The 18,906-nt window shown below is 69.9% G+C and carries 22 protein-coding genes; 11 read left to right on the top strand and 11 right to left on the bottom strand.

Going from position 1 to position 18,906, the window contains the following annotated elements; all coding sequences use genetic code 11:
• Nucleotides 1–94 precede the first annotated feature (94 nt).
• A complete protein-coding gene (locus ACIQF0_RS05010; RefSeq protein WP_401024579.1) occupies nucleotides 95–940 on the top strand; it encodes an alpha/beta fold hydrolase in 846 nt (281 codons plus the stop codon).
• Here ACIQF0_RS05010 and ACIQF0_RS05005 read toward each other — a convergent pair.
• The 4 genes from ACIQF0_RS05005 to fabG are packed head-to-tail and all read right to left on the bottom strand — an operon-like array spanning nucleotide 885 to nucleotide 4,229.
• Complete coding sequence (locus ACIQF0_RS05005; protein WP_401024577.1) at nucleotides 885–1,610, bottom strand: FadR/GntR family transcriptional regulator; 726 nt, start codon at nucleotides 1,608–1,610, stop codon at nucleotides 885–887. The two genes, ACIQF0_RS05010 and ACIQF0_RS05005, sit on opposite strands and share 56 nt — an antisense overlap.
• A 31-nt stretch (nucleotides 1,611–1,641) precedes the next feature.
• The gene (locus ACIQF0_RS05000; protein ID WP_401024574.1) at nucleotides 1,642–2,667 is read right to left on the bottom strand and encodes a ferrochelatase; all 1,026 of its coding nucleotides are present in this window, start codon (nucleotides 2,665–2,667) and stop codon (nucleotides 1,642–1,644) included.
• Nucleotides 2,668–2,719: 52 nt separating this feature from the next.
• The gene (gene fabI, locus ACIQF0_RS04995; RefSeq protein WP_093588011.1) at nucleotides 2,720–3,487 is read right to left on the bottom strand and encodes an enoyl-ACP reductase FabI; all 768 of its coding nucleotides are present in this window, start codon (nucleotides 3,485–3,487) and stop codon (nucleotides 2,720–2,722) included.
• Between the two features lie 37 nt (nucleotides 3,488–3,524).
• Nucleotides 3,525–4,229: a 3-oxoacyl-ACP reductase FabG gene (gene fabG, locus ACIQF0_RS04990; protein WP_401024570.1), complete on the bottom strand. Its 705-nt coding sequence runs from the start codon at nucleotides 4,227–4,229 to the stop codon at nucleotides 3,525–3,527.
• A 108-nt stretch (nucleotides 4,230–4,337) separates the two neighbouring features.
• Between fabG and ACIQF0_RS04985 the strand changes: the two genes are divergently transcribed.
• Genes ACIQF0_RS04985 through ACIQF0_RS04970 form a run of 4 tightly spaced genes read left to right on the top strand, consistent with a single transcriptional unit; the run spans nucleotide 4,338 to nucleotide 8,216 of the window.
• Nucleotides 4,338–6,920, top strand: a complete 2,583-nt coding sequence (locus ACIQF0_RS04985; protein WP_401024568.1) for an FAD-binding and (Fe-S)-binding domain-containing protein — start codon at nucleotides 4,338–4,340, stop codon at nucleotides 6,918–6,920.
• A gap of 28 nt (nucleotides 6,921–6,948) precedes the next feature.
• Nucleotides 6,949–7,371, top strand: a complete 423-nt coding sequence (locus ACIQF0_RS04980) for a hypothetical protein (RefSeq protein WP_360032926.1) — start codon at nucleotides 6,949–6,951, stop codon at nucleotides 7,369–7,371.
• Nucleotide 7,372: 1 nt separating this feature from the next.
• A complete protein-coding gene (locus tag ACIQF0_RS04975; RefSeq protein ID WP_401024565.1) occupies nucleotides 7,373–7,792 on the top strand; it encodes a hypothetical protein in 420 nt (139 codons plus the stop codon).
• Nucleotide 7,793: 1 nt separating this feature from the next.
• Complete coding sequence (locus ACIQF0_RS04970) at nucleotides 7,794–8,216, top strand: hypothetical protein (protein WP_401024562.1); 423 nt, start codon at nucleotides 7,794–7,796, stop codon at nucleotides 8,214–8,216.
• Nucleotides 8,217–8,270: 54 nt separating this feature from the next.
• Here ACIQF0_RS04970 and ACIQF0_RS04965 read toward each other — a convergent pair whose 3' ends face one another.
• Nucleotides 8,271–8,588 (bottom strand): hypothetical protein, encoded by a 318-nt coding sequence (locus tag ACIQF0_RS04965; protein ID WP_401024560.1) that lies wholly within the window; start codon nucleotides 8,586–8,588, stop codon nucleotides 8,271–8,273.
• A gap of 150 nt (nucleotides 8,589–8,738) precedes the next feature.
• On the opposite strand from ACIQF0_RS04965, the gene ACIQF0_RS04960 reads away from it, so the two are divergent.
• Genes ACIQF0_RS04960 through ACIQF0_RS04945 form a run of 4 tightly spaced genes read left to right on the top strand, consistent with a single transcriptional unit; the run spans nucleotide 8,739 to nucleotide 12,093 of the window.
• Complete coding sequence (locus ACIQF0_RS04960; RefSeq protein WP_093588014.1) at nucleotides 8,739–9,398, top strand: response regulator transcription factor; 660 nt, start codon at nucleotides 8,739–8,741, stop codon at nucleotides 9,396–9,398.
• On the top strand, nucleotides 9,399–10,703 hold the full coding sequence (locus tag ACIQF0_RS04955; RefSeq protein WP_401024557.1) for an ATP-binding protein: 1,305 nt from the start codon (nucleotides 9,399–9,401) through the stop codon (nucleotides 10,701–10,703). It begins immediately after the preceding gene.
• Nucleotides 10,700–11,563 carry a TAXI family TRAP transporter solute-binding subunit gene (locus ACIQF0_RS04950; RefSeq protein ID WP_401024555.1) on the top strand — a complete coding sequence of 288 codons (864 nt, stop codon included), beginning with the start codon at nucleotides 10,700–10,702 and terminating at the stop codon, nucleotides 11,561–11,563. Before ACIQF0_RS04955 ends, ACIQF0_RS04950 begins: the two co-directional genes overlap by 4 nt.
• Nucleotides 11,560–12,093, top strand: a complete 534-nt coding sequence (locus tag ACIQF0_RS04945; protein ID WP_401024552.1) for a dihydrofolate reductase family protein — start codon at nucleotides 11,560–11,562, stop codon at nucleotides 12,091–12,093. The genes ACIQF0_RS04950 and ACIQF0_RS04945 overlap by 4 nt, the downstream gene beginning before the upstream one ends.
• Here the strand turns inward: ACIQF0_RS04945 and ACIQF0_RS04940 are convergent.
• From ACIQF0_RS04940 to ACIQF0_RS04920, 5 genes are all read right to left on the bottom strand, one after another.
• Entirely contained in the window at nucleotides 12,078–13,043 is a 966-nt protein-coding gene (locus ACIQF0_RS04940) for a VWA domain-containing protein (protein WP_401024550.1), read from the bottom strand. The genes ACIQF0_RS04945 and ACIQF0_RS04940 overlap by 16 nt on opposite strands.
• A complete protein-coding gene (locus ACIQF0_RS04935) occupies nucleotides 13,040–13,921 on the bottom strand; it encodes a DUF58 domain-containing protein (protein ID WP_360033820.1) in 882 nt (293 codons plus the stop codon). Before ACIQF0_RS04935 ends, ACIQF0_RS04940 begins: the two co-directional genes overlap by 4 nt.
• A gap of 59 nt (nucleotides 13,922–13,980) precedes the next feature.
• On the bottom strand, nucleotides 13,981–15,030 hold the full coding sequence (locus ACIQF0_RS04930) for a MoxR family ATPase (RefSeq protein WP_360032906.1): 1,050 nt from the start codon (nucleotides 15,028–15,030) through the stop codon (nucleotides 13,981–13,983).
• 62 nt (nucleotides 15,031–15,092) lie between these two features.
• Nucleotides 15,093–15,623, bottom strand: coding sequence for a molybdenum cofactor guanylyltransferase (locus ACIQF0_RS04925; RefSeq protein ID WP_401024547.1), 531 nt, complete (start codon nucleotides 15,621–15,623; stop codon nucleotides 15,093–15,095).
• Nucleotides 15,620–16,303 (bottom strand): TetR/AcrR family transcriptional regulator, encoded by a 684-nt coding sequence (locus ACIQF0_RS04920; protein ID WP_401024543.1) that lies wholly within the window; start codon nucleotides 16,301–16,303, stop codon nucleotides 15,620–15,622. The genes ACIQF0_RS04925 and ACIQF0_RS04920 overlap by 4 nt, the downstream gene beginning before the upstream one ends.
• A gap of 77 nt (nucleotides 16,304–16,380) precedes the next feature.
• On the opposite strand from ACIQF0_RS04920, the gene ACIQF0_RS04915 reads away from it, so the two are divergent.
• On the top strand, nucleotides 16,381–17,289 hold the full coding sequence (locus tag ACIQF0_RS04915) for an ATP-binding cassette domain-containing protein (RefSeq protein ID WP_401024541.1): 909 nt from the start codon (nucleotides 16,381–16,383) through the stop codon (nucleotides 17,287–17,289).
• On the top strand, nucleotides 17,286–18,029 hold the full coding sequence (locus ACIQF0_RS04910) for an ABC transporter permease (RefSeq protein WP_401024538.1): 744 nt from the start codon (nucleotides 17,286–17,288) through the stop codon (nucleotides 18,027–18,029). Before ACIQF0_RS04915 ends, ACIQF0_RS04910 begins: the two co-directional genes overlap by 4 nt.
• On the opposite strand, the gene ACIQF0_RS04905 is transcribed toward ACIQF0_RS04910, so the two are convergent.
• Nucleotides 18,016–18,888, bottom strand: a complete 873-nt coding sequence (locus ACIQF0_RS04905; RefSeq protein WP_401024536.1) for an oxidoreductase — start codon at nucleotides 18,886–18,888, stop codon at nucleotides 18,016–18,018. The genes ACIQF0_RS04910 and ACIQF0_RS04905 overlap by 14 nt on opposite strands.
• Between the last annotated feature and the right edge of the window lie 18 nt (nucleotides 18,889–18,906).

Here is an 18,906-nt window from a genome sequence, read left to right as displayed (position 1 = left end):
ATTTCCAGCTCGTCAGCAGCATAGGCGCACTCTGCGCGTTAGTTCAAGTTTGAACGAGCTAGATTGTTCCTGAAAGTTATGCAACTATCCGGCCATGCGTAAGACCAACGAGGAGATCGGCCGGAGCGTCGACGTCTGCGGCGTCGCGACGAACTACCACGACCTCGGCGACGGGCCACCCGTGCTGCTGATCCATGGCTCCGGTCCCGGCGTCTCGGCCTGGGCGAACTGGCGGACCGTGCTGCCCCGCCTGTCCGAACGGCACCGCGTCCTCGCGCCGGACGTCGTCGGCTTCGGCTACACGGCACGGCCGGCGCACCTCGCCTACAGCCCGCAGGTGTGGCTCGACCATCTGCTCGGCTTCCTGGACGCACTGGACGTGCCGAAGGTGTCGGTGGTGGGCAACAGCTTCGGCGGCGCACTGGCCCTGCGCCTGGCGGACGTGGCTCCCGAACGGGTCGACCGGCTGGTGCTGATGGGCAGCGTCGGCGTGCACTTCGAGCTCACGCCCGGACTCGACGCCGTGTGGGGGTTCGAGCCGTCGCTGGAGGCGATGCGCGATCTTCTGGGCGTGTTCACCTTCGACGGTTCCGCGGTACGCGACGACCTCGCCCGGCTGCGGCTCGACGCGGCCACCCGGCCCGGCGTGCACGAGGCGTTCGCCAGCATGTTCCCCGAACCACGGCAAAGCGGTGTCGACGCGCTCGCGCTGGCCGACGACGTCATCTCAGCGCTGCCGCACGAGACGTTGATCGTGCACGGGCGCGACGACCGCGTGATCCCGCTGGCCACCTCGCTACGGTTGCTGGACCTGATCGACAGGGCTCAGCTGCACGTGTTCGCGCGCTGTGGACACTGGGTCCAGATCGAACAGGCGGAGCGGTTCACCGCGCTGCTGGAGGACTTCCTGGCCGACCGGGTGAGCGCGACGGCTCGGTGAGCCGGACCAGGTCCGTGCGGTGGTCGGTGATCGCGGCGGCCAGCAGTTCGCGGTCACCCGAGGTGATCGCCTTGATCAGCCGGGCGTGCACCTCGATGTTGTGGTCCAGCGCCTCGCTCGGATCGGCCACCGCGAACTCCGCTCGCACCAGCGCGCCGCGCAGCAGCGTGACGATCGACTCGTACATGGCCGCCAGCACCGGAACGCGGGCGGCGCGGGCGATCACGGCGTGCAGCCGCATGTTGGCTTCGAGGTAGAGCCGCGGGTCGTCGCGCCGGTCGCGCAGTTCCTCCAGCGCCCAGCCCAGATCGCGGGCGTCCTCCGGGGTCGCCCGCTCGGCCGCCACCTCCGCGAAGCCGTCCTCCAGCAGGGAACGCGCCTCGAACAGGTCCACGGCGTCCACCAGCAGCCCGCGGAACCACAGGTCGATCACGCCCAGCCGGACCTGGGGCGGCGGCTGGGCGATGAACACTCCACCTTGGACACCGGGCTTCACGACGACGACTCCGCGCTCCCGCAGGATGCGCAGTGCCTCGTTCATGGCGTTGGCGCTGACGCCGTACCGCTCGATCAGCTCCGTGCGCAACGCGTAACGCGCGCCGGAGTCCAGCCGCTGCTCGAGGATCTCCTTCTCCAGCTCGGCGGCGATCCGGTCGGGAACGGACGTCATGAACGGCAGTTTTCCACAGTTCGGCAGGTCGCTAAGCCCGAGCGGGCCTCTTCGCCGGTTCGCAGCACAACGGCGCGCACGGCGCACCGTTCACCGTGCAACCCGCCACCGCGAACGACGACAGCTTCCGCACGGGAGCGTCCGACATGTGCTCGGCCACGAGCTCCACCACGAGTTCGGCGAAGCGCGGGTCCCCGTTCGGCGTGGCGGCGCGGGCGAACTCCATGCCCAGCTCGGCGGCACGGTCACGGGCCTCGGTGTCGAGGTCCCACACGACCTCGAGGTGGTCGGACACGAACCCGATCGGGCACACGACGACCCCGGTGACGCCCTTGGCGTGCAGGGCGTCGATGTGGTCGACGACGTCCGGCTCCAGCCACGGGATCTGCGGCGGGCCCGAACGCGACTGCCACACGACGTCGTACTCGGTGACGCCCAGTTCCGCGGCCACGAGCCGCGAGGCCTCGACGATCTGACGCGAGTAGCGGTAACCGCCTTCCTCGGGCGGCCCTGCGGCCTTGTCCGCGGAGACCGGCACCGAGTGCGCGGTGAAGACCAGCCGGTACGGGCCGTTGAGGGACGCGGCGGCGGCGCGGATGCCGTCGGCGAAAGAGGAAACGAAGAGCGGGTGGTCGAAGAACTGGCGCAGCTTCACGAGTTCGGGGCCGTCCGGCACGGCCTGCAGCGCGCGCACGATGTCCTCGTCGTACTGGCGGCACGCGGAGTAGCCGCCGTACGCGCTCGTCGGGAACACCAGGGCGCGCTTCACGCCGTCGGCCTTCATCCGCGCGACGACGTCCTCGGCCATCGGGTGCCAGTTGCGGTTGCCGAAGTAGATCGGCAGCTCGAAACCGGTGGCGCGCACGGCCTCGATGGCCTCGAGGTTCAGGCGGTTGATCGGCGACACGCCGCCGAAGTGCTGGTAATGGGCCTCGACCTCGTCCAGCCGCTCCGGCGGCACGCCACGTCCGCGAACCACGTTCTCCAGGAAGGGACGGACGTCCTCAGGACCTTCTGGGCCGCCAAAAGACAGCCAGAGCAGCGCGTCGAAACTCACCACTCCATCCAATCAGACGCCCGATCGCCTCACATGACGAACAGATGTGACGTCAGAGACCGAGGAAGTGCACGCCGCCGTCGACGAAGACCATCGAACCGGTGGTGGCCGGGAACCAGTCGGACAGCAGGCCGCAGACGGACTTCGCGACCGGCGTGGGGTCGTCGACGTCCCACGACAGCGGAGCCTTCTCGCCCCACATCTTCTCCAGCTCGCCGAAGCCAGGGATGGACTTCGCGGCCATGGTGCGCACCGGGCCGGCGGAGATCAGGTTCACGCGGATGCCGTCCGGGCCGAGGTCGCGCGCCATGTAGCGGTTGATCGACTCGAACGCCGCCTTCGCTGCGCCCATCCAGTTGTACGCGGGCCACGCCTGGCGTGCGTCGAAGTCGAGGCCGACGACCGACGCGCCGTGCGAGAGCAACGGACGCGTGGCCTGCACGAGCGCCTTGTACGAGTACGCCGAGACGTGCATCGCGACGGAGACGTCCTCCCACGGCGCGTCCATGAACGGTGCGCCGAGGCAGCTCTGCGGGGCGAAGCCGATGGCGTGCACGACGCCGTCGAGGCCGTCGACGTGCTCACGCACCCGATCGGCGAGCGTGTCGAGGTGTTCCTGGTTCTGCACGTCGAGCTCGACGACCGGCGCCGGCTTGGGCAGGCGCTGGGCGATGCGCGTCACGAGGCTCATCCGGCCGAACCCGGTCAGCACGACCTCGGCGCCCTGCTCCTGGGCGACGCGTGCGACGTGGAAGGCGATCGACGCGTCGGTGATGACACCGGTGATCAGCAGTCGCTTGCCTTCGAGCAGTCCGGTCACTTGATCCAACCCTTTCGCAGTACGAACACCAGAAACTTCAGTGGCCCATGCCGAGGCCGCCGTCGACCGGCAGCACGGCACCGTTGATGTAGCCCGCCTCGTTCGCGGCGAGGAACGTGACGGCGCGCGCGATCTCTTCCGCCGCACCGTAACGAGCGGCCGGGATCTGCTTGAGCGCGGCGTCGCGGACGGCCTCGGGAAGGTCCGCCGTCATGTCCGTGGTGATGAAGCCGGGCGCGATGACGTTCGCGGTGATGTTGCGCGAGCCGAGCTCCAGCGCGATCGAGCGCGCCATGCCGACCATGCCCGCCTTGGACGCGGCGTAGTTGACCTGGCCCGCGCCGCCGGTGAGACCGACGACCGACGAGATGAAGACGATGCGGCCGAACTTCTTGCGCAGCATGCCGCGCGAGGCGCGCTGGGCGAAGCGGAACGCGCCGGTCAGGTTCGCGTCGACGACCTGGGTGAACTGCTCCTCGCTCATGCGCAGCAGCAGCGTGTCCTGCGTCATGCCCGCGTTGCAGACGAGCACCTCGACGGGCCCGTGCGCGGCCTCGACCTCGGTGAACGCGGCGTCGATCTCCGCGGAGTTCGTCACGTCGCACTTCACGCCGAGCAGGCCTTCGGGAGCGCCGGACCCGCGGTGCGTCACGGCGACCTTGTCGCCCTGCGCGGCGAACGCCTGCGCGATGGCGAGGCCGATGCCGCGGTTGCCTCCGGTGACCAGAACGGACCGACTCACTAGCTCTCCTGAGAATCGCTGCTGGTTGACCGGGTGAGGTTATCGGCTACCGGCAGGTAGACCGGCATCGGCGGAGGCATGTCACACCAAGGCGGGCATGATCAGGTGATGCGGGCCTTTCTCGATCAGCTCCGACGCGATGTGGACGGCGACGTGCTCGACGACCCGGCCAGCCGGGCGCTGTACTCGGCGGACGCGTCGAACTACCGGCACGTGCCCCGCGTGGTCGTCCGTCCACGCACGACGGACGCGGTGGTCGCGGCCGTCGGGCTGGCCGCCGAGCACCGCGTGCCGATCACCAGCCGCGGCGCGGGAACGTCCATCGCGGGCAACGCGTGCGGCACCGGTCTGGTGATCGACTTCAGCCGGTACCTGCACTCGTTCGAGATCTCCGGGGACCGCGCGTTCGCTCAACCGGGTGCCGTGCTCGACAAGATCAACGCGCAGGCCGGCGCCTACCTCTTCGGGCCGGACCCGTCGACGCACTCCCGGTGCACGATCGGCGGGATGATCGGCAACAACGCGTGCGGCGCGCACTCGGTGAAGTGGGGCAAGACCAGCGAGAACGTCACGAACCTCCACGTGCTGACCGCCGACGGCCGCACGTTCGACACGACGAACCCTCCCCCGCTCGCCCTGCCGACGTACGACCCGGCGTGGTTTCCGCAGCTCAGCCGCCGGGTCAGCGGGTACGCGCTGGACGCCCCGACGCTGACGCGGCAACTGGTCGGCACCGAGGGCACCTGCGTGGTGCTGCTGGGCGCGGAACTGAAGCTGGTGCGCAGGCCCGAGCGCCGCGTCCTGGTCGTGCTGGGCTTCGCGGACACCTACGAGGCCGCCGACCAGGTCACCCAGATCGAGAACGCGCTCGCGATCGAGGGCCTGAACGAGGCGCTGGTGCACAGCGTCCGCACCCGTCCCGACCTGCCGGAGGGCCGCAGCTGGCTGTTCGTCGAGGTCGAGGACGACCCCGAACGCGTCGCCAGGATCACGAAGAACTCGATGATCATCCACGACCCGGCGCAGCAGCGGGCGCTGTGGCGGATCCGCGAGGACGGCGCCGGCCTCGCCACCCGCATGGCCGACGGAAGCGAGGCCTGGTCCGGCTGGGAGGACGCGGCCGTCCCGCCGGAGCGCCTCGGCGCCTACCTGCGCGAGTTCGACGAGCTGCTGACCGGGTACGGCCGCCGTGGCATCACCTACGGCCACTACGGCGAGGGGTGCATCCACGTCCGCATCGACTTCGACCTCGCGCACGGCTACCGCGAGTTCCTGCAGGACGCCGCCGACCTGGTCGTCAGCCACGGCGGCAGCCTGTCGGGCGAGCACGGCGACGGCCAGGCGCGGTCGGAGCTGCTCAGCCGCATGTACCCGCCGGAGGCGATCAAGGCGTTCCGCGAGTTCAAGCACGCCTTCGATCCGGGGAACCTGCTCAACCCCGGCCGGATCGTCGAGCCGCGGAAGCTCGACGACGACCTGAGGATCCTGGTCGCACCACCGAAGATCCCGACCCGCGCGGAGTTCGCCAGCGACACGCGGCGGTGCGTCGGCGTCGGCAAGTGCCTGAACACCCACGGCGGCGTGATGTGCCCGAGCTACCGCGTGACCAAGGAGGAGAAGCACTCCACGCGAGGCCGCGCGCACCTGCTGTTCGAGATGCTCAACGGCGACGTGGTCAAGGGCGGCTGGAGGTCACCCGAGGTCGCGGAGGCGCTGGACCTCTGTCTGGGCTGCAAGGGCTGCAAACGCGACTGCCCGGTCAACGTCGACATGGCGAGCTACAAGGCCGAGTTCCTGCACGAGCACTACAAGGGGCGACTCCGGCCGCGGGCGCACTACGTCATGGGCTGGCTGCCGACGTGGCTGAGGTACGGGCTGGTCAACAGGTTCACCGCGAAGCTCGGCCGGTTCGCCGGGATCACGCCGGAACGCGAGCTGCCGACGCAGACCACCCGCCTGGTGCGTCAGCTGCACCCGCTCGGCGAGGGCGATCCGGTGCTGCTGTTCCCCGACACGTTCACGAACCACTTCGAACCGGGCGTCGGGCTCGACGCCGCGAACGTGCTGGCACACCTGGGAAACCGCGTCGAGGTACCGTCGGCGAACGTCTGCTGTGGACTGACCTGGCACTCGACCGGCCAGCTCGGCAAGGCCCGCCGGGTGATCGAACGCACCGCGCGGGCGCTGCTCCCGTGGACGAGCCAGGGCGTTCCGGTGATCGGCCTGGAGCCGAGCTGCACGGCGTTCCTGAGGACCGAGGCCACGAAGCTGTCCCGGGAACACCCGGTGCAAGCGCTTGCCGACGCCACCCGCACGTTCGCCGAGCACGTCGCGCCGAAGCTGCCCGAACTCGAGGGCACCCGCGAGGCCGTCGTGCAGACGCACTGCCACCAGTACGCGGAACTCGGCTTCGGTCCGGACCGCGAGGCGATGACCAAGGCCGGCCTGAAGCCCAAGATCGTCGAGGGCTGCTGCGGGCTGGCCGGCAACTTCGGTTTCGAGAAGGGCCACTACGACGTCTCGATCGCCTGCGCCGAACAGGACCTGCTGCCGGCGTTGCGGGACAACGAGGACGCGCTGGTGATCGCGGACGGCTTCAGCTGCCGCACGCAGATCCGCCACACCACCGAACGCAAGCCCGTCCACCTGGCCAGCGCTCTCGCGGCCCGGCTGGGTGTGATTTACCGCTGACTAACCGCGCCCGGCCATCGTCGTGCGCATGCAGAAGAGGATTGGAGCCGCCGTGCTGGCGGCCGCGGCGATCGCCGTGACGTTCGCCGGACCGGCCCAGGCCGAGACGAACCCGTACTGCGGCAGCGTCACGCAGATCGGGGCCACGAAGTACATCAAGGCGGGCTCCGAGACCGTCGCCTCGGTCAAGCAGTTCAAGGGCTGCAACAAGAACTGGGGCTACACCTACGTCTGGGACTCCTGGAAGTCCAAGCACGGCAGCAAGTTCCGTGCCGCCGCGGGCATCTACACCCGCACCAGCGAGGGCCCGCTGGGCTACAGCGGACCCGGCGAGGGCGGCCAGGAGGCGTGGTCGAACGGCTCGAACACGCTGTCCGTCTGCACCCGCGGCTACGGCTCGGTGATCTCGTCGTCCTACTCGTACTACGGCCTGACCGAGGAACGGTGCTGACGTGCTGAAGAAGATCAGCGCCGCCGCCCTCGCGGCCGCGGCCGTCGCCATGACCTTCGCGGGCCCCGCACACGCCGAGACGAACCCGTCGTGCTCCAGCGGGGTCACGCAGATGGGCGCCACCAAGTACATCAAGAGCGGCAGCACAACCATCGCCTCGGTCAAGCAGTTCAAGGGCTGCGGCAAGAACTGGGGCTACATCTACGTCTGGGACTCGTGGCGCGCCGACCACAGGACGTACAGCATCTTCGCCGGCGTGCAGGTCCGCGGCGCCGAGTTCCCGAGCGGCTACAACCGGGCCGAGAACAAGCAGGAGCTGTGGTCCTACGGCACGGACACGCTGTCCAAGTGCACCAAGGGCTACGGATCGATCCAGGCGGCGTCCTACGGTGGCGGCGTCGAAACCGAGGAGCGTTGCTGACGTGTTGAAGAAGATCAGTGTCACCGCTCTCGCGGCCGCGGCCATCGCCATGACGTTCACCGGCGCCGCGCACGCCGAGACGAACCCCAAGTGCTCCAGCGGGGTCACGCAGATCGGCTCGACGAAGTACCTCAAGCACGGTTCCGAGACCGTGGCGTCGCTCAAGCAGTTCAAGGGCTGCAACAAGAACTGGGCGTACGTCTACATCTGGGACTCGTGGAAGGCCAAGCACCCGTCCAACCACATCCGGGCGGGCATCTGGACGCGCACCAGTGACGGCGCGGTCGACTACGCGGGCCACGACGGCACCAAGCAGGAACTGTGGTCGAACGGCGCGAACACGCTCAACGTGTGCACCTACGCGGCGGGCGACGTGTTCGGATCCGGCTACAGCGCCAACGGGTCGACCGACGAACGCTGCTAGCGGCGGAGGCGGAGGGCGGTCGCCGCATGACCGCCCTCCGCGAGGTCTACCCGATCAGCACCACTCGCCCGCGAGGGAGAGCGAGTTCACCCAGCCCAGCGGGTTGTCGTAGTCCTGGCTCGCCACCCACTGGTCGGCGTACGGCGGAATGCACACCTTCTGGTTGGGCAGCACGGCGTAGTGCAGCTCCACCAGGTCGGGCGACGCGTCGCAGTTGTGCCACCAGAGTTGCGTGGGCGCGCCCGCCTCGTAGTGCAGGCCGCACACCGACGCCGTGCTCACGGGTGCGGCGGAGGCCGGCACGGTCAGGGTGAGCGCGGCGGCGGCGAGTCCCGCCGACAGGAGCAGCGCACGGCTCTTCTTCGCGATCATTCAGATTCCCCCAGAACCTGTTGTGATGGAACGACTACGTCCCGTTCATCCGAACGTACGGCAGTCTCCACGGGCTCCGCGGGCAACTTAACCGTCCCTTAGGCGCGTCGCCACGCACACGAAACAGACGTCATGGCTGATACTGCTCCCATGCGGGTGCTGTTGGTCGAGGACGACGACGGTGTCGCCGACGCCCTGGTGGAAGCGCTGCGGGCGAACGGCCACCGGCCTTCCCGCGTGCGCAGGGGTGCCGACGCGCTGATCGCTCATCGCGACGCGGACGTGGTGCTGCTCGACCTCGGCCTGCCCGACCAGGACGGCCTGGAGGTGCTGCGCAAGCTCCGCAAGATCGACCCGGTGCCGGTGCTCGTGCTGACGGCCCGTGGCGACGAGCGCACGGTGGTGCGGGGACTCCGGCTCGGCGCGGACGACTACCTGGTCAAGCCGGTGCGGCTGGCCGAGTTGCTGGCGCGCATCGACGCGGTGGCACGGCGCAGCGCGGCCCGGTCGCAGGAACCGGAGGACGTCGTGCGGGTGTCCGATGTGGAGATCGACCTGCAGAGCCGTCAGGTCGTGGTCGGCGGGCGCGAGATCTCGTTGACCACCAAGGAGTTCGACGTGCTGGCGGTGCTCGCGCGCAGGCCGGGCACGGCGGTGAGCCGGCAGCAGCTGATGGACGAGGTGTGGGGCAACGCGTTCGTCGCGGTGTCGCGCACGCTCGACGTGCACCTCACGCAGTTGCGCGCCAAGCTCGACCGGCCGGGGCTGCTGCACACGATCCGCGGTTTCGGCTACCGGCTCGGTGAATAGATGCGGCAACGGCTTCTGTTGGTGCTGCTGCTGTTCTCGCTCTCGGCCGTGACCGCGTTCGCGTTCCCGTTGCTGATGAGCACGGCCTCCGAACGCACCCAGCAGTTCGTGATCAGCCGCACCGCGGACCTGGACCGCTTCGCCACGCTGCCGGTCGACGTCGTGGTGTCCGAGGCCGAGCGGTACGCCGAGGTCTACGGCGAGGAGATCGTGGTCGTCGACGCGTCCGGCACGCCCGTCGTGGAGTCGGGGATGACGGCCGGGGACGTGTCCGCGCAGATCGACGCGGCCCTGCGCAACCAGCCCGCCGCGCCCGTGCCGACCGTGCTGCCGTGGAGCGGCGGTGACGTGCTGTTCGCCCGGCCGGTCGGCATCGGCACGAAGGTCGCGGGTGCCGTGGTGCTGCGGGCTTCCACGCGCGTGGCCGCACTCGACGTGGCCCGGCGGTGGGCGATCGTGCTGGCCGGGGCGTTGCTGGCGGCGTGCGCGTGCGTGCTGCTGGCGCTCGTCGTCTCCCGCTGGCTGCTCAGGCCTTTGAAAGAACTCGACCGAGGCGTGCGAGCGGTCGCGGAGGGCCAGCGACGCACCCATGTCGCCGACACCGCCGGACCAGCCGAGCTGCGGGCGTTGTCGGAGTCGTTCAACCGCATGTCCGACGCCGTCGCCGAGGCCGCCGACCAGCAACGACGCCTGATCGCCGACGCCTCGCACCAGCTGCGCAACCCGATGGCGGCACTGCGGTTGCGCGTGGACATGTTGCCCTCCAACGGATCGCTGCTGACCGAGGTCGAACGCCTGGAGTCGTTGCTGGACGGGCTGCTCGCCCTCGCCAACGCCGAGAGCACCGCCACCGAACGCGCGGCCGGCGGCGTCGAACCCGAACTCGCCGATCTTCAGGTCGTCGCGCACGACCGGGTCGACGCGTGGCGTGCGGCGGCGCAGGCGGACGGCGTCACGATCACCGTCGACGACCGGGCGCCCGGACTGGTGCGGTGCGCGGTGTCGGACCTCGCGCAGGTGCTGGACGTGCTGCTGGACAACGCCATCAAGTACGGCGGACCGGAGATCACGGTGGTGTGCGACCGCGCCACGCTGACCGTGCGGGACAACGGACCCGGCCTGTCCAAAAAGGACCTCAAGCACGCCACCGAACGGTTCTGGCGCGGCGACGACACCCGGCGCGGCACGGGCCTGGGCCTCGCCATCGCGGAACGCATCGTCACCGCGCACGACGGAAAGCTCAAGCTGGACACCGACAACGGCCTGGTCGTGACGGTGGAACTGCCGAAGGAGCCACTGCTGTGAGGCGCCGGACGTTCCTGCTGGGCACGCTGGCCCTGACCGCGTGTGGCGCCTCAGAACCCGACGGCACCATCAGAATCGCCGGTGGCGAGCCCGGCGGTTTCTACAACGACTTCGCCGCGCTGATCTCCCGCCTCTCCCCCGCCCCGCTGACCATCACACCGATCCAGACCGGTGGCAGCGCCGACAACCTCAAGCACCTGCGCGAAGGCAGCGCCGACATAGGGCTCTCGCTGAGCGACAGCGCCCACCTGGAACCCGGCCTCGTCGCGCTGGGCCGCGTCTACGAGAACTACCTGCAGCTCGTGGTCCTGAAGTCCTCGCCGTACACGACCGCCGCCGACCTGGTCGGCAAGCCGGTGTCGCTGGGCGCGGACGGATCCGGTGCCGCACTGCAGGGTTCACGGCTCGCGCTGGGCGTTCAGGAGGCGCACTACCCGTTGCGCAACGCCGTCGACGCGCTCAAGGCTGGCGAGATCGCCGCCCTGCTGTGGTCCGGCGGCGTCCCGACCCCGGAGCTCGACAAGGCCAGCGGGATCAGGCTCCTGCCGCTGGACGGCTTCCTGCCGCGGCTGCGCCAGGACCACGGCAAGGTCTACGAACGCGTGGACGTGCGCATGGGCGTCTACGGTTCCCCGGTCGACGTCCCCACGATCGGCACGCCGAACCTGCTGGTGTGCCGGCCGGATCTCGACTCCGAGTACGCGAGCGCCGTCGTGCGGCTGCTGGTGGGCAGGGCCGCCGAACTGGTGCCGGAACAGGCGCTCGGCACGCAGTACCTCGACGTGCGCAGTCTGATCGACACAGGCAAAGTGCCCCTGCATCCAGGCGCGGCGGCAGAGTACCGGAGGTTGCACGGATGATCATCACGATGGCGTCGGTCTCGCTGGACGGGTTCTTCGAGGGCCCCGATCACGACATCGACTGGCACCACATGAGCGAAGAGTTGCACAGCCACATCAACGACGAACTGGCGAGGATGACCACGTTCGTCGACGGCCGCCGCAACCACGAGCTGATGCTGGAAGCCTGGCCCCACGCCGAGGACCACCCCGACTGGCCGCAGGCGATGCGCGACTTCGGGCCGATCTGGCGGGACACGCCCAAGATCGTCTACTCGCGCACGCGGCAGTTCACCGAGTGGAACACCGAGACCCGCACCGAGGTCGTTCCGGACGAGATCCGCAAGCTCGAAGGCGACACCATGGTCGGCGGCAACGAGCTGCTTCAGACGTTCTTCGAGCACGACCTGATCGACGAGATCCGGCTCTACGTCAACCCGGTCGCGATCGGCGCCGGCACGCCGTTCTTCCGGAAGCCGAACGCCCTGGCGCTCAAGGGCACCAGGGCGTTCGGCAACGGAGTCGTGCTGCTCACCTACGGCAGGCGCTGACCGAGCAACAGGGCCGCGGCGGCCGCGAACATCGCCGTCATCGTGCCGAGCAACAGCCACGGTTTCGACGCGTCGGCCTGCTTCTTCTCGTAGCCGATCTGCTCGCCGAGCGTGTCGTAGACGCGGCGCAGCTCCTCGGCGGACGCGGCCTTGAAGAACTCGCCGCCGGAGATCTTCGCGATCTCCTTCATCGAGTCGTCGTCGACGGGCACGGACTGCTGGCGCCCCTCGATGTCGACCACGCCGTCCTCGGTGCCGAACGAGATGGTGGAGATCGGGGTCCCGGCCTTCTTCGCGTCCTCGGCCGCGTCGAACGCCTTGCGGGTACCCACGGTCTCCTTGCCGTCCGTCATCAGCACGATGCGGGCGGGCGGCGGGCCCTCGGCGCCGCCGACGACCTTGCCGAACGAGTCGATCGACGCCATCGCGGCCACGAGCGCGTCACCCGTGGCCGTCGACTGGGCGAGCTTGAGCCCGTCGATCGACTGCGTGACGGCGGCGCGGTCCGTCGTCGGCGCGACCAGCACGGTGGCCGAGCCGGCGAAGGAGATCAGGCCCAGGTTGATGCCCGGCGTGAGGCCCTCGGCGAACGACTTGGCGGCCACCTGCGCGGCCTCCAGCCGGGACGGCTTGACGTCGGTGGCCTTCATCGACAACGACACGTCGACCACCAGCATCACGGTCGCCCGGTTGCGCGGGACCCGTTGCTCGGACGTCGGACCGGCCAGCGCGACCGTCAGCAACGCGAGCGCCACCAGCAGGAACGCCGCCGGGACGTGCCGCGACCAGCGTTCCCGCTTGGGCGCGACCTTCTCCAGCAGCTCCAGGTTCGTGAACCGCAGCACCCGCTTGCGCCGGACCCGTTGCGCCACCACGTATCCGGCGGTGAGCAGCCCCACCGCGAGCAGCAGCAGGAACCACCACGGGGCGACGAAGTTCGAGAAGCTCATGCGACACCCCCAGACCAGCGGCGCTTGCGCGCCACCACGAAACGAACCGTGTCCGCGATCCAGTCCGAGTCGGTCCGCAGCACCAGGTGCCCGGCGCCCGCACGGCGCAGGCCCGCCGCCACCTCGCCCCGGTGTTCCGCGGCCGCGGCGCCGAACTCCTTGCGCAGCAACGCGGACGCGGTCACCTCGCGCTGCCGGCCGCTCTCCGGGTCGGACAGCACCACGGTGCCGACCTCGGGCAGGTCGACGTCACGCGGGTCGACGACCTCGATGGCCACGATGTCGTGACGCGCGGACAAGGCGCGCAACGGCCGTTGCCACTCCATGCCGCCGAGGAAGTCGGAGACCACCACGATCAGGCCGCGCCGGCGAGGCGGGCGGCGCAGTTGTTCGAGCAACTCCGCCAGGTCTCCGCGGGTGCCCTCGGGCGCCCGGTCGATCTCGGCGATCTTGCGGATCATGCCGCGCGCGTGCGCCAGGCCACCGCGCGCCGGGATCCGGACGTTCTCGGCACCCGTCGAGACGGCGGCGCCGATCCGGTTGCCGCCGCCGCGGGTCAGGTGCGCGACCGCGGCCGTCGCGGCGATGACCAGGTCGCGTTTCTCGCAGGCCGCGGTGCCGAAGTCGAGCGACGGCGACAGGTCGATCGCCATCCACGTCTCCAGCTCGCGGTCCGCGACCGTCTCCCGGATGTGCGGGATCGTCGTGCGGGCCGTGACCGCCCAGTCCATCCGGCGCACGTCGTCACCGGGCTGGTAGGTGCGCGCCTCGCCCGGTTCGGTGCCCGGCCCCGGCACGAGGCCGAGGTGGTTGCCCTGGAGCAGACCGTCGAGACGACGCCGGACGTCGAGCTCCAGCATGCGCAGCGCGGCTTCCATCCGGACGCCGCGCAGGACGGGCGGCGCCCAGGACGGACGCTCTTCCGCTTGTTCCCGGCTCACGGCCTACCAGCCGGAACCGGCTGCTGCGGACGGGCCGACACCTGCGGCAACGGCACGATCTGCAGCACGCGGGTGATGATGTGGTCCAGCGGCACGCCGTCGGCCAGCGCGTCGTAGGAGAGCACCAGGCGGTGCCGCAGCACGTCCGGGACGACGTCCACGACGTCCTGCGGCAGCACGTAGTCACGGCCGCGGACGAGCGCGAGGCCACGCGCGGCGGCGATGATGCCGAGCGACGCACGCGGCGAGGCACCGTAGGCGACCCAGCCGGCGACGTCGGTGAGGCCGTGCTCGCCGGGCGCGCGGGTCGCGATCACCAGGCGCACCACGTAGTCGACGAGCGCGTGGTGGACGAAGACGCGCGACGCCACGCCCTGCAGGCGCACCAGCTCCTCGGGCGAGAGGACCTGGTTCGGCACCGGTGCCTCGACGCCCATGCGGTAGACGATCTCGCGCTCTTCCTCGGCGGTCGGGTACTCGACCTGGATCTTGAACAGGAACCGGTCGCGCTGCGCCTCGGGCAGCGGGTACACGCCCTCGTTCTCGATCGGGTTCTGCGTCGCCAGCACGAGGAACGGGTTCGGCATCGGGAACGTGCGGCCGCCGATGGACACGTGCCGCTCGGCCATGACCTCGAGCATCGCCGACTGCACCTTGGCGGGCGCGCGGTTGATCTCGTCGGCGAGCACGAAGTTCGCGACGACGGGCCCGAGCTCGACGTCGAACGTCTCGGTGGACTGGCGGTAGATGCGGGTGCCGAGGATGTCGGCGGGCACCAGGTCGGGCGTGAACTGCACGCGGGAGAACGAGCCGCCGACCACGCGGGCGAACGTCTCCACGGCGAGCGTCTTCGCGACACCCGGCACACCTTCGAGCAGCAGATGGCCCTTGGCCAGCAGACCCACGAGCATCCGCTCGACGAGCCGGTCCTGGCCGACGATGACCCGCTTCACCTCGAACACGGTGCGTTCGAGCAGCTGGGCGTCACGAGCCGGGGTGACGGGCGCCGATGCGTTCGGCGTTGCCTCGGCGGCGGGCTCGGTCACGTGCGGGCCTCCATGCGGAACAGGGTTTTACCGATAGTGGAACAGTCTTACCCTTCGCCTGTTCAACCGCTGTGAAGGGTGTCCAGGTCGGCGGGCGTGTCGACGTCCTGAGCCTCACCGGGCAAAGCGGACACTTCGACGGGATCGAGTCGCAGCAGAGTCTTGCGCAGCGGCAGGTTCCGCGGATCTTCGGGGAGGGCTTCCCGCAGCTCAGCGGCGTTCCAGTAGCCGATCAGCCACTGCACGCGGTCGTCTTTGAGCACGGCGTTGCGTCCGGCTCCGCGCAGCCTCGCGATGGTGTCCTTCGTGAGGCCGGGCTGGTCGACGGCGAGCACCGCGACCCAGTCCTCGGTGACCTCGGCCAGTCCGGCGGCCAGTCCGGCGAGCGGTCCGCCGCCGGGTGGGTCCTCACGGGCCCAGACGACGCCGGGCAGGTCCTTCTCCGGACCCACAACGACTTTCTGGCTCGCGTCGTCCACAACGGACAGCACGTGGTCGAGCAGCGTGGCGTCCCGATAGGACAGTGCGGCCTTGTCGACGCCACCGAGCCGTTCGCCGGTGCCGCCGGTGAGGATGATCACCGCGTAGGTCATGCCCTGCCTCCGATGTGCGTCGCGATGCCCTCCAGGAACAGGTGCAGGCCGAAGTCGAAGTCGGCGGCGACGTCCTGCTCCTCAAAGAGGTCGTCCACGTCGAACACGCCGGCCGCGACGATCTTCGCGAGAGCGGGCATGCGGCGCGGGTCGACGATCTCGCGCAACCGCTGCCCGTACTGGCGGCTGAACTGGGCCGGGTCGTCCTCGAAGCCCTGCTGCAGCGCGACGCTCAGCCAGGCCTCGCCGTGCACGAACGTCATCAGGCCCATCACCACGCCGACCTTCTCCCCGGCCTCCAGCGGCGTGCCCTCGAGTGCGCTCAGCGCGCTGTCGAACCAGGCGAGGCTCTTGAGACCGGTCGGCGGGCCGCTCATCGGGATCTGCAGGAACCACGGGCGCTTGCGGATGCCACCGAGCATCTCCCTCGCCCAGACCCCGAGCTTGTCCCGCCAGTCGCCGTCCGGCAGGAGTGGCGGTTCGTCGAACGCGGCGTCCGCCATCAACGCCAGGAGCTCGTCCTTGCTCTTCACGTGGCGATAGAGCGCCATCGTGGCGTTGCCCATCTCCTGCGCGACGCGCGCCATCGACACGGCGGCCAGGCCCTCGGCGTCCGCGACCGCGATGGCGGCGCGGGTGATGTCGGCGGCGTCGATGGTCGGCTTGCGCCCCCTCTTCATGCCCTCTAGTCAAACAGATGCGTATGTCATACGCTAATTCAGGTTTTGCGTATGAGGTACGCATAAAAGGGGGTTCCATGATCGTCGAGACAGTGGGTCTGACGAAGAGATACGGCTCGAACACCGTGCTGAACGGCCTGAACCTGAAGGTCGCGGAAGGATCCGTGCTCGCGTTGCTCGGGCCCAACGGCGCGGGCAAGACCACCGCGATCCGCATCCTGAGCACGCTGACCAGGCCCGACGGCGGCGCGGCGCGCGTGTGCGGGTTCGACGTGGCGCGGGAGGCCGCCGCCGTGCGCGGCGTGATCAGCCTGACCGGCCAGTACGCGGCGGTGGACGAGGAGCAGACCGGCCGGGAGAACCTGGTGATGATCGCCCGGCTGCGCCGTTTCACCCGGCCGGCGGCTCGGGCGCGGGCCGTCGCGCTGCTGGAGCGGTTCGACCTGGTCGACGCGGCAGACCGGCGGGTGCGCACCTACTCCGGCGGCATGCGCCGGCGCCTGGACCTCGCGATGAGCCTGGTGGCACGGCCGCGGCTGCTGTTCCTGGACGAGCCGACCACCGGCCTCGACCCGGTGAGCCGCACGACCACGTGGGACGCGATCGGCGACCTGGTGCGCGACGGCGTGACGATCTTCCTCACCACCCAGTACCTGGAGGAGGCCGACCGCCTCGCCGACCGGATCGTGGTGCTGCACAACGGAGGCGTCGTCGCGGACGGCACCGCGGACGCGTTGAAGAACTCGGTCGGCGGCACCCGCCTGGACCTGACCTTCTCGTGCGCCGAGGACGCGTCGCGAGCCCAGGCCGTGGTCGGCGGGGTGGCCGACGGGCTGACGCTGGGTGTGCCGTCCGACGGCAGTGCCGTTCACCTGCACCGCGTGCTGGACGACCTGCTGGCGGCGCGGGTGAGCGTGTCGCGGGTGTCCGCGCACCGCCCGACTTTGGACGACGTGTTCACGACGCTGACGGCGGTGGCGGCATGACCGTCCCGCTGACGATGATCGGCCGCGGCATCCGGCTGAGCCGCCGCAACCTCGACACCCTGATCATGGCGATCGTGTTGCCGGTGCTGATGATGGCGTTGTTCGTCTACGTGTTCGGCGGCGCGATCAGCTCGGTTCAGTCCTATGTGGACTACGTGGTGCCCGGAATCCTCGTGCTGTGCACCGGTTACGGCGCCACGTCCACCGCGATGTCCGTGGCCGACGACATGAAGAAGGGCGTGGTCGACCGGTTCCGCTCGATGCCGATCGGCGGTTTCACCGTGCTGACCGGCCACGTCGCCGCGTCGGTCGCCCGCAACGCCCTGGCGACGTTCGCGGTGGTGCTGGTGGCCTTGCTGATGGGCTTCCGGCCCACGGCGTCGCTGGGGTCCTGGATCCTGGCGATGGGCCTGCTGCTGCTCTACGTGCTGGCGTTGTCGTGGCTCGCGGCAGGCTTCGGCGTGATCGCGCGGACCGTCGAGTCGGCCGGCCTGCTCGGGTTCTTCATGCTGTTCATCCCGTACCTGAGCAGTGCGTTCGTGCCGGTGGCGACGATGCCGTCCTGGCTGCGCGCCGTCAGCGAACATCAGCCGATCACGCCGGTCATCGAGACCGTGCGCGCTCTGCTGACCGACCAGCCCGTGGGGTCGGGCTGGCTCGCACTGGCGTGGTCGGGCGGCCTGCTGGTCGTGGCCTTCGGGTGGGCCACCTGGCTGTTCCGGCGGATCAGCTCCCGTTGAGGTGTGCGGCGTCGAGGCGGGTGAGCTCGTCCGCGGTGAGGCTCAGCCGCCCCGCCTCGACGTTCTGCCGCAGGTGCTCCGGGTCGCCCGTGCCGGGGATGACCAGCACGTGCGGCCCCCTGGCGAGCGTCCACGCCAGCCGGATCTGCGCGGGCGAGGCGTCGCGGGCGTGGGCGATCTCGGTGACCACGTCGTCGTCGGCCGACGTCCCGGCCTCCTGGTTGGCGCCGGTGAGCGCGAAGAACGGCACGTACGCGACGCCCCGCTCGCCGCAGACGCCGACGAAGTCGTCCTGCTCGGGGTGGTGCCCGAGCCCGTAGGAGTTCTGCACGCACACCACGGGCGCGATCCGTTGCGCCTGGTCGAGGTGGTGCGGCCTGATGTTGGACAGCCCGAGGTGCCGGATCAGGCCGTCCTGCTGGAGTACCGCGAGCTGCTCGAAGTGCGCACTGAGGTCGTCGAGCGCGCTCACCCGCAGGTTGACCACGTCGAGGTGGTCGCGGCCGAGCTGACGCAGGTTCTCCTCGACCTGTCCCCGCAGCTGCCGCGGCGTCGCGAGCGGCAGCCACTCCCCCTGCGGCGTGCGGCCGGGCCCGACCTTGGTGACGATCACCAGGTCCTCCGGGTACGGCGAGAGCGCGCTGTTGATCAGCTCGTTCGCCGATCGCGTGGCGGAGAAGTAGAAGGCGGCCGTGTCGATGTGGTCGACCCCGAGCTCCACGGCCTTGCGCAGCACCTCGATCGCCTGCCGTCGGTCGCGCGGCTCGGCCCGGCGGTCGAACGCCGTCCCCCGCTGCGGCAGCCGCATCGCGCCGAACCCGATCCGGTTCACGGTGAGGTCACCCAGTCGCCACGTCATTCCCTCCACTGTGCCAGC

Source organism: Lentzea sp. NPDC092896, assembly GCF_044754905.1.
GTDB lineage: Bacteria > Actinomycetota > Actinomycetes > Mycobacteriales > Pseudonocardiaceae > Lentzea.
Note: the sequence above shows the minus strand (reverse complement) of the source record. Positions and strands in the feature narration are given on the sequence as shown.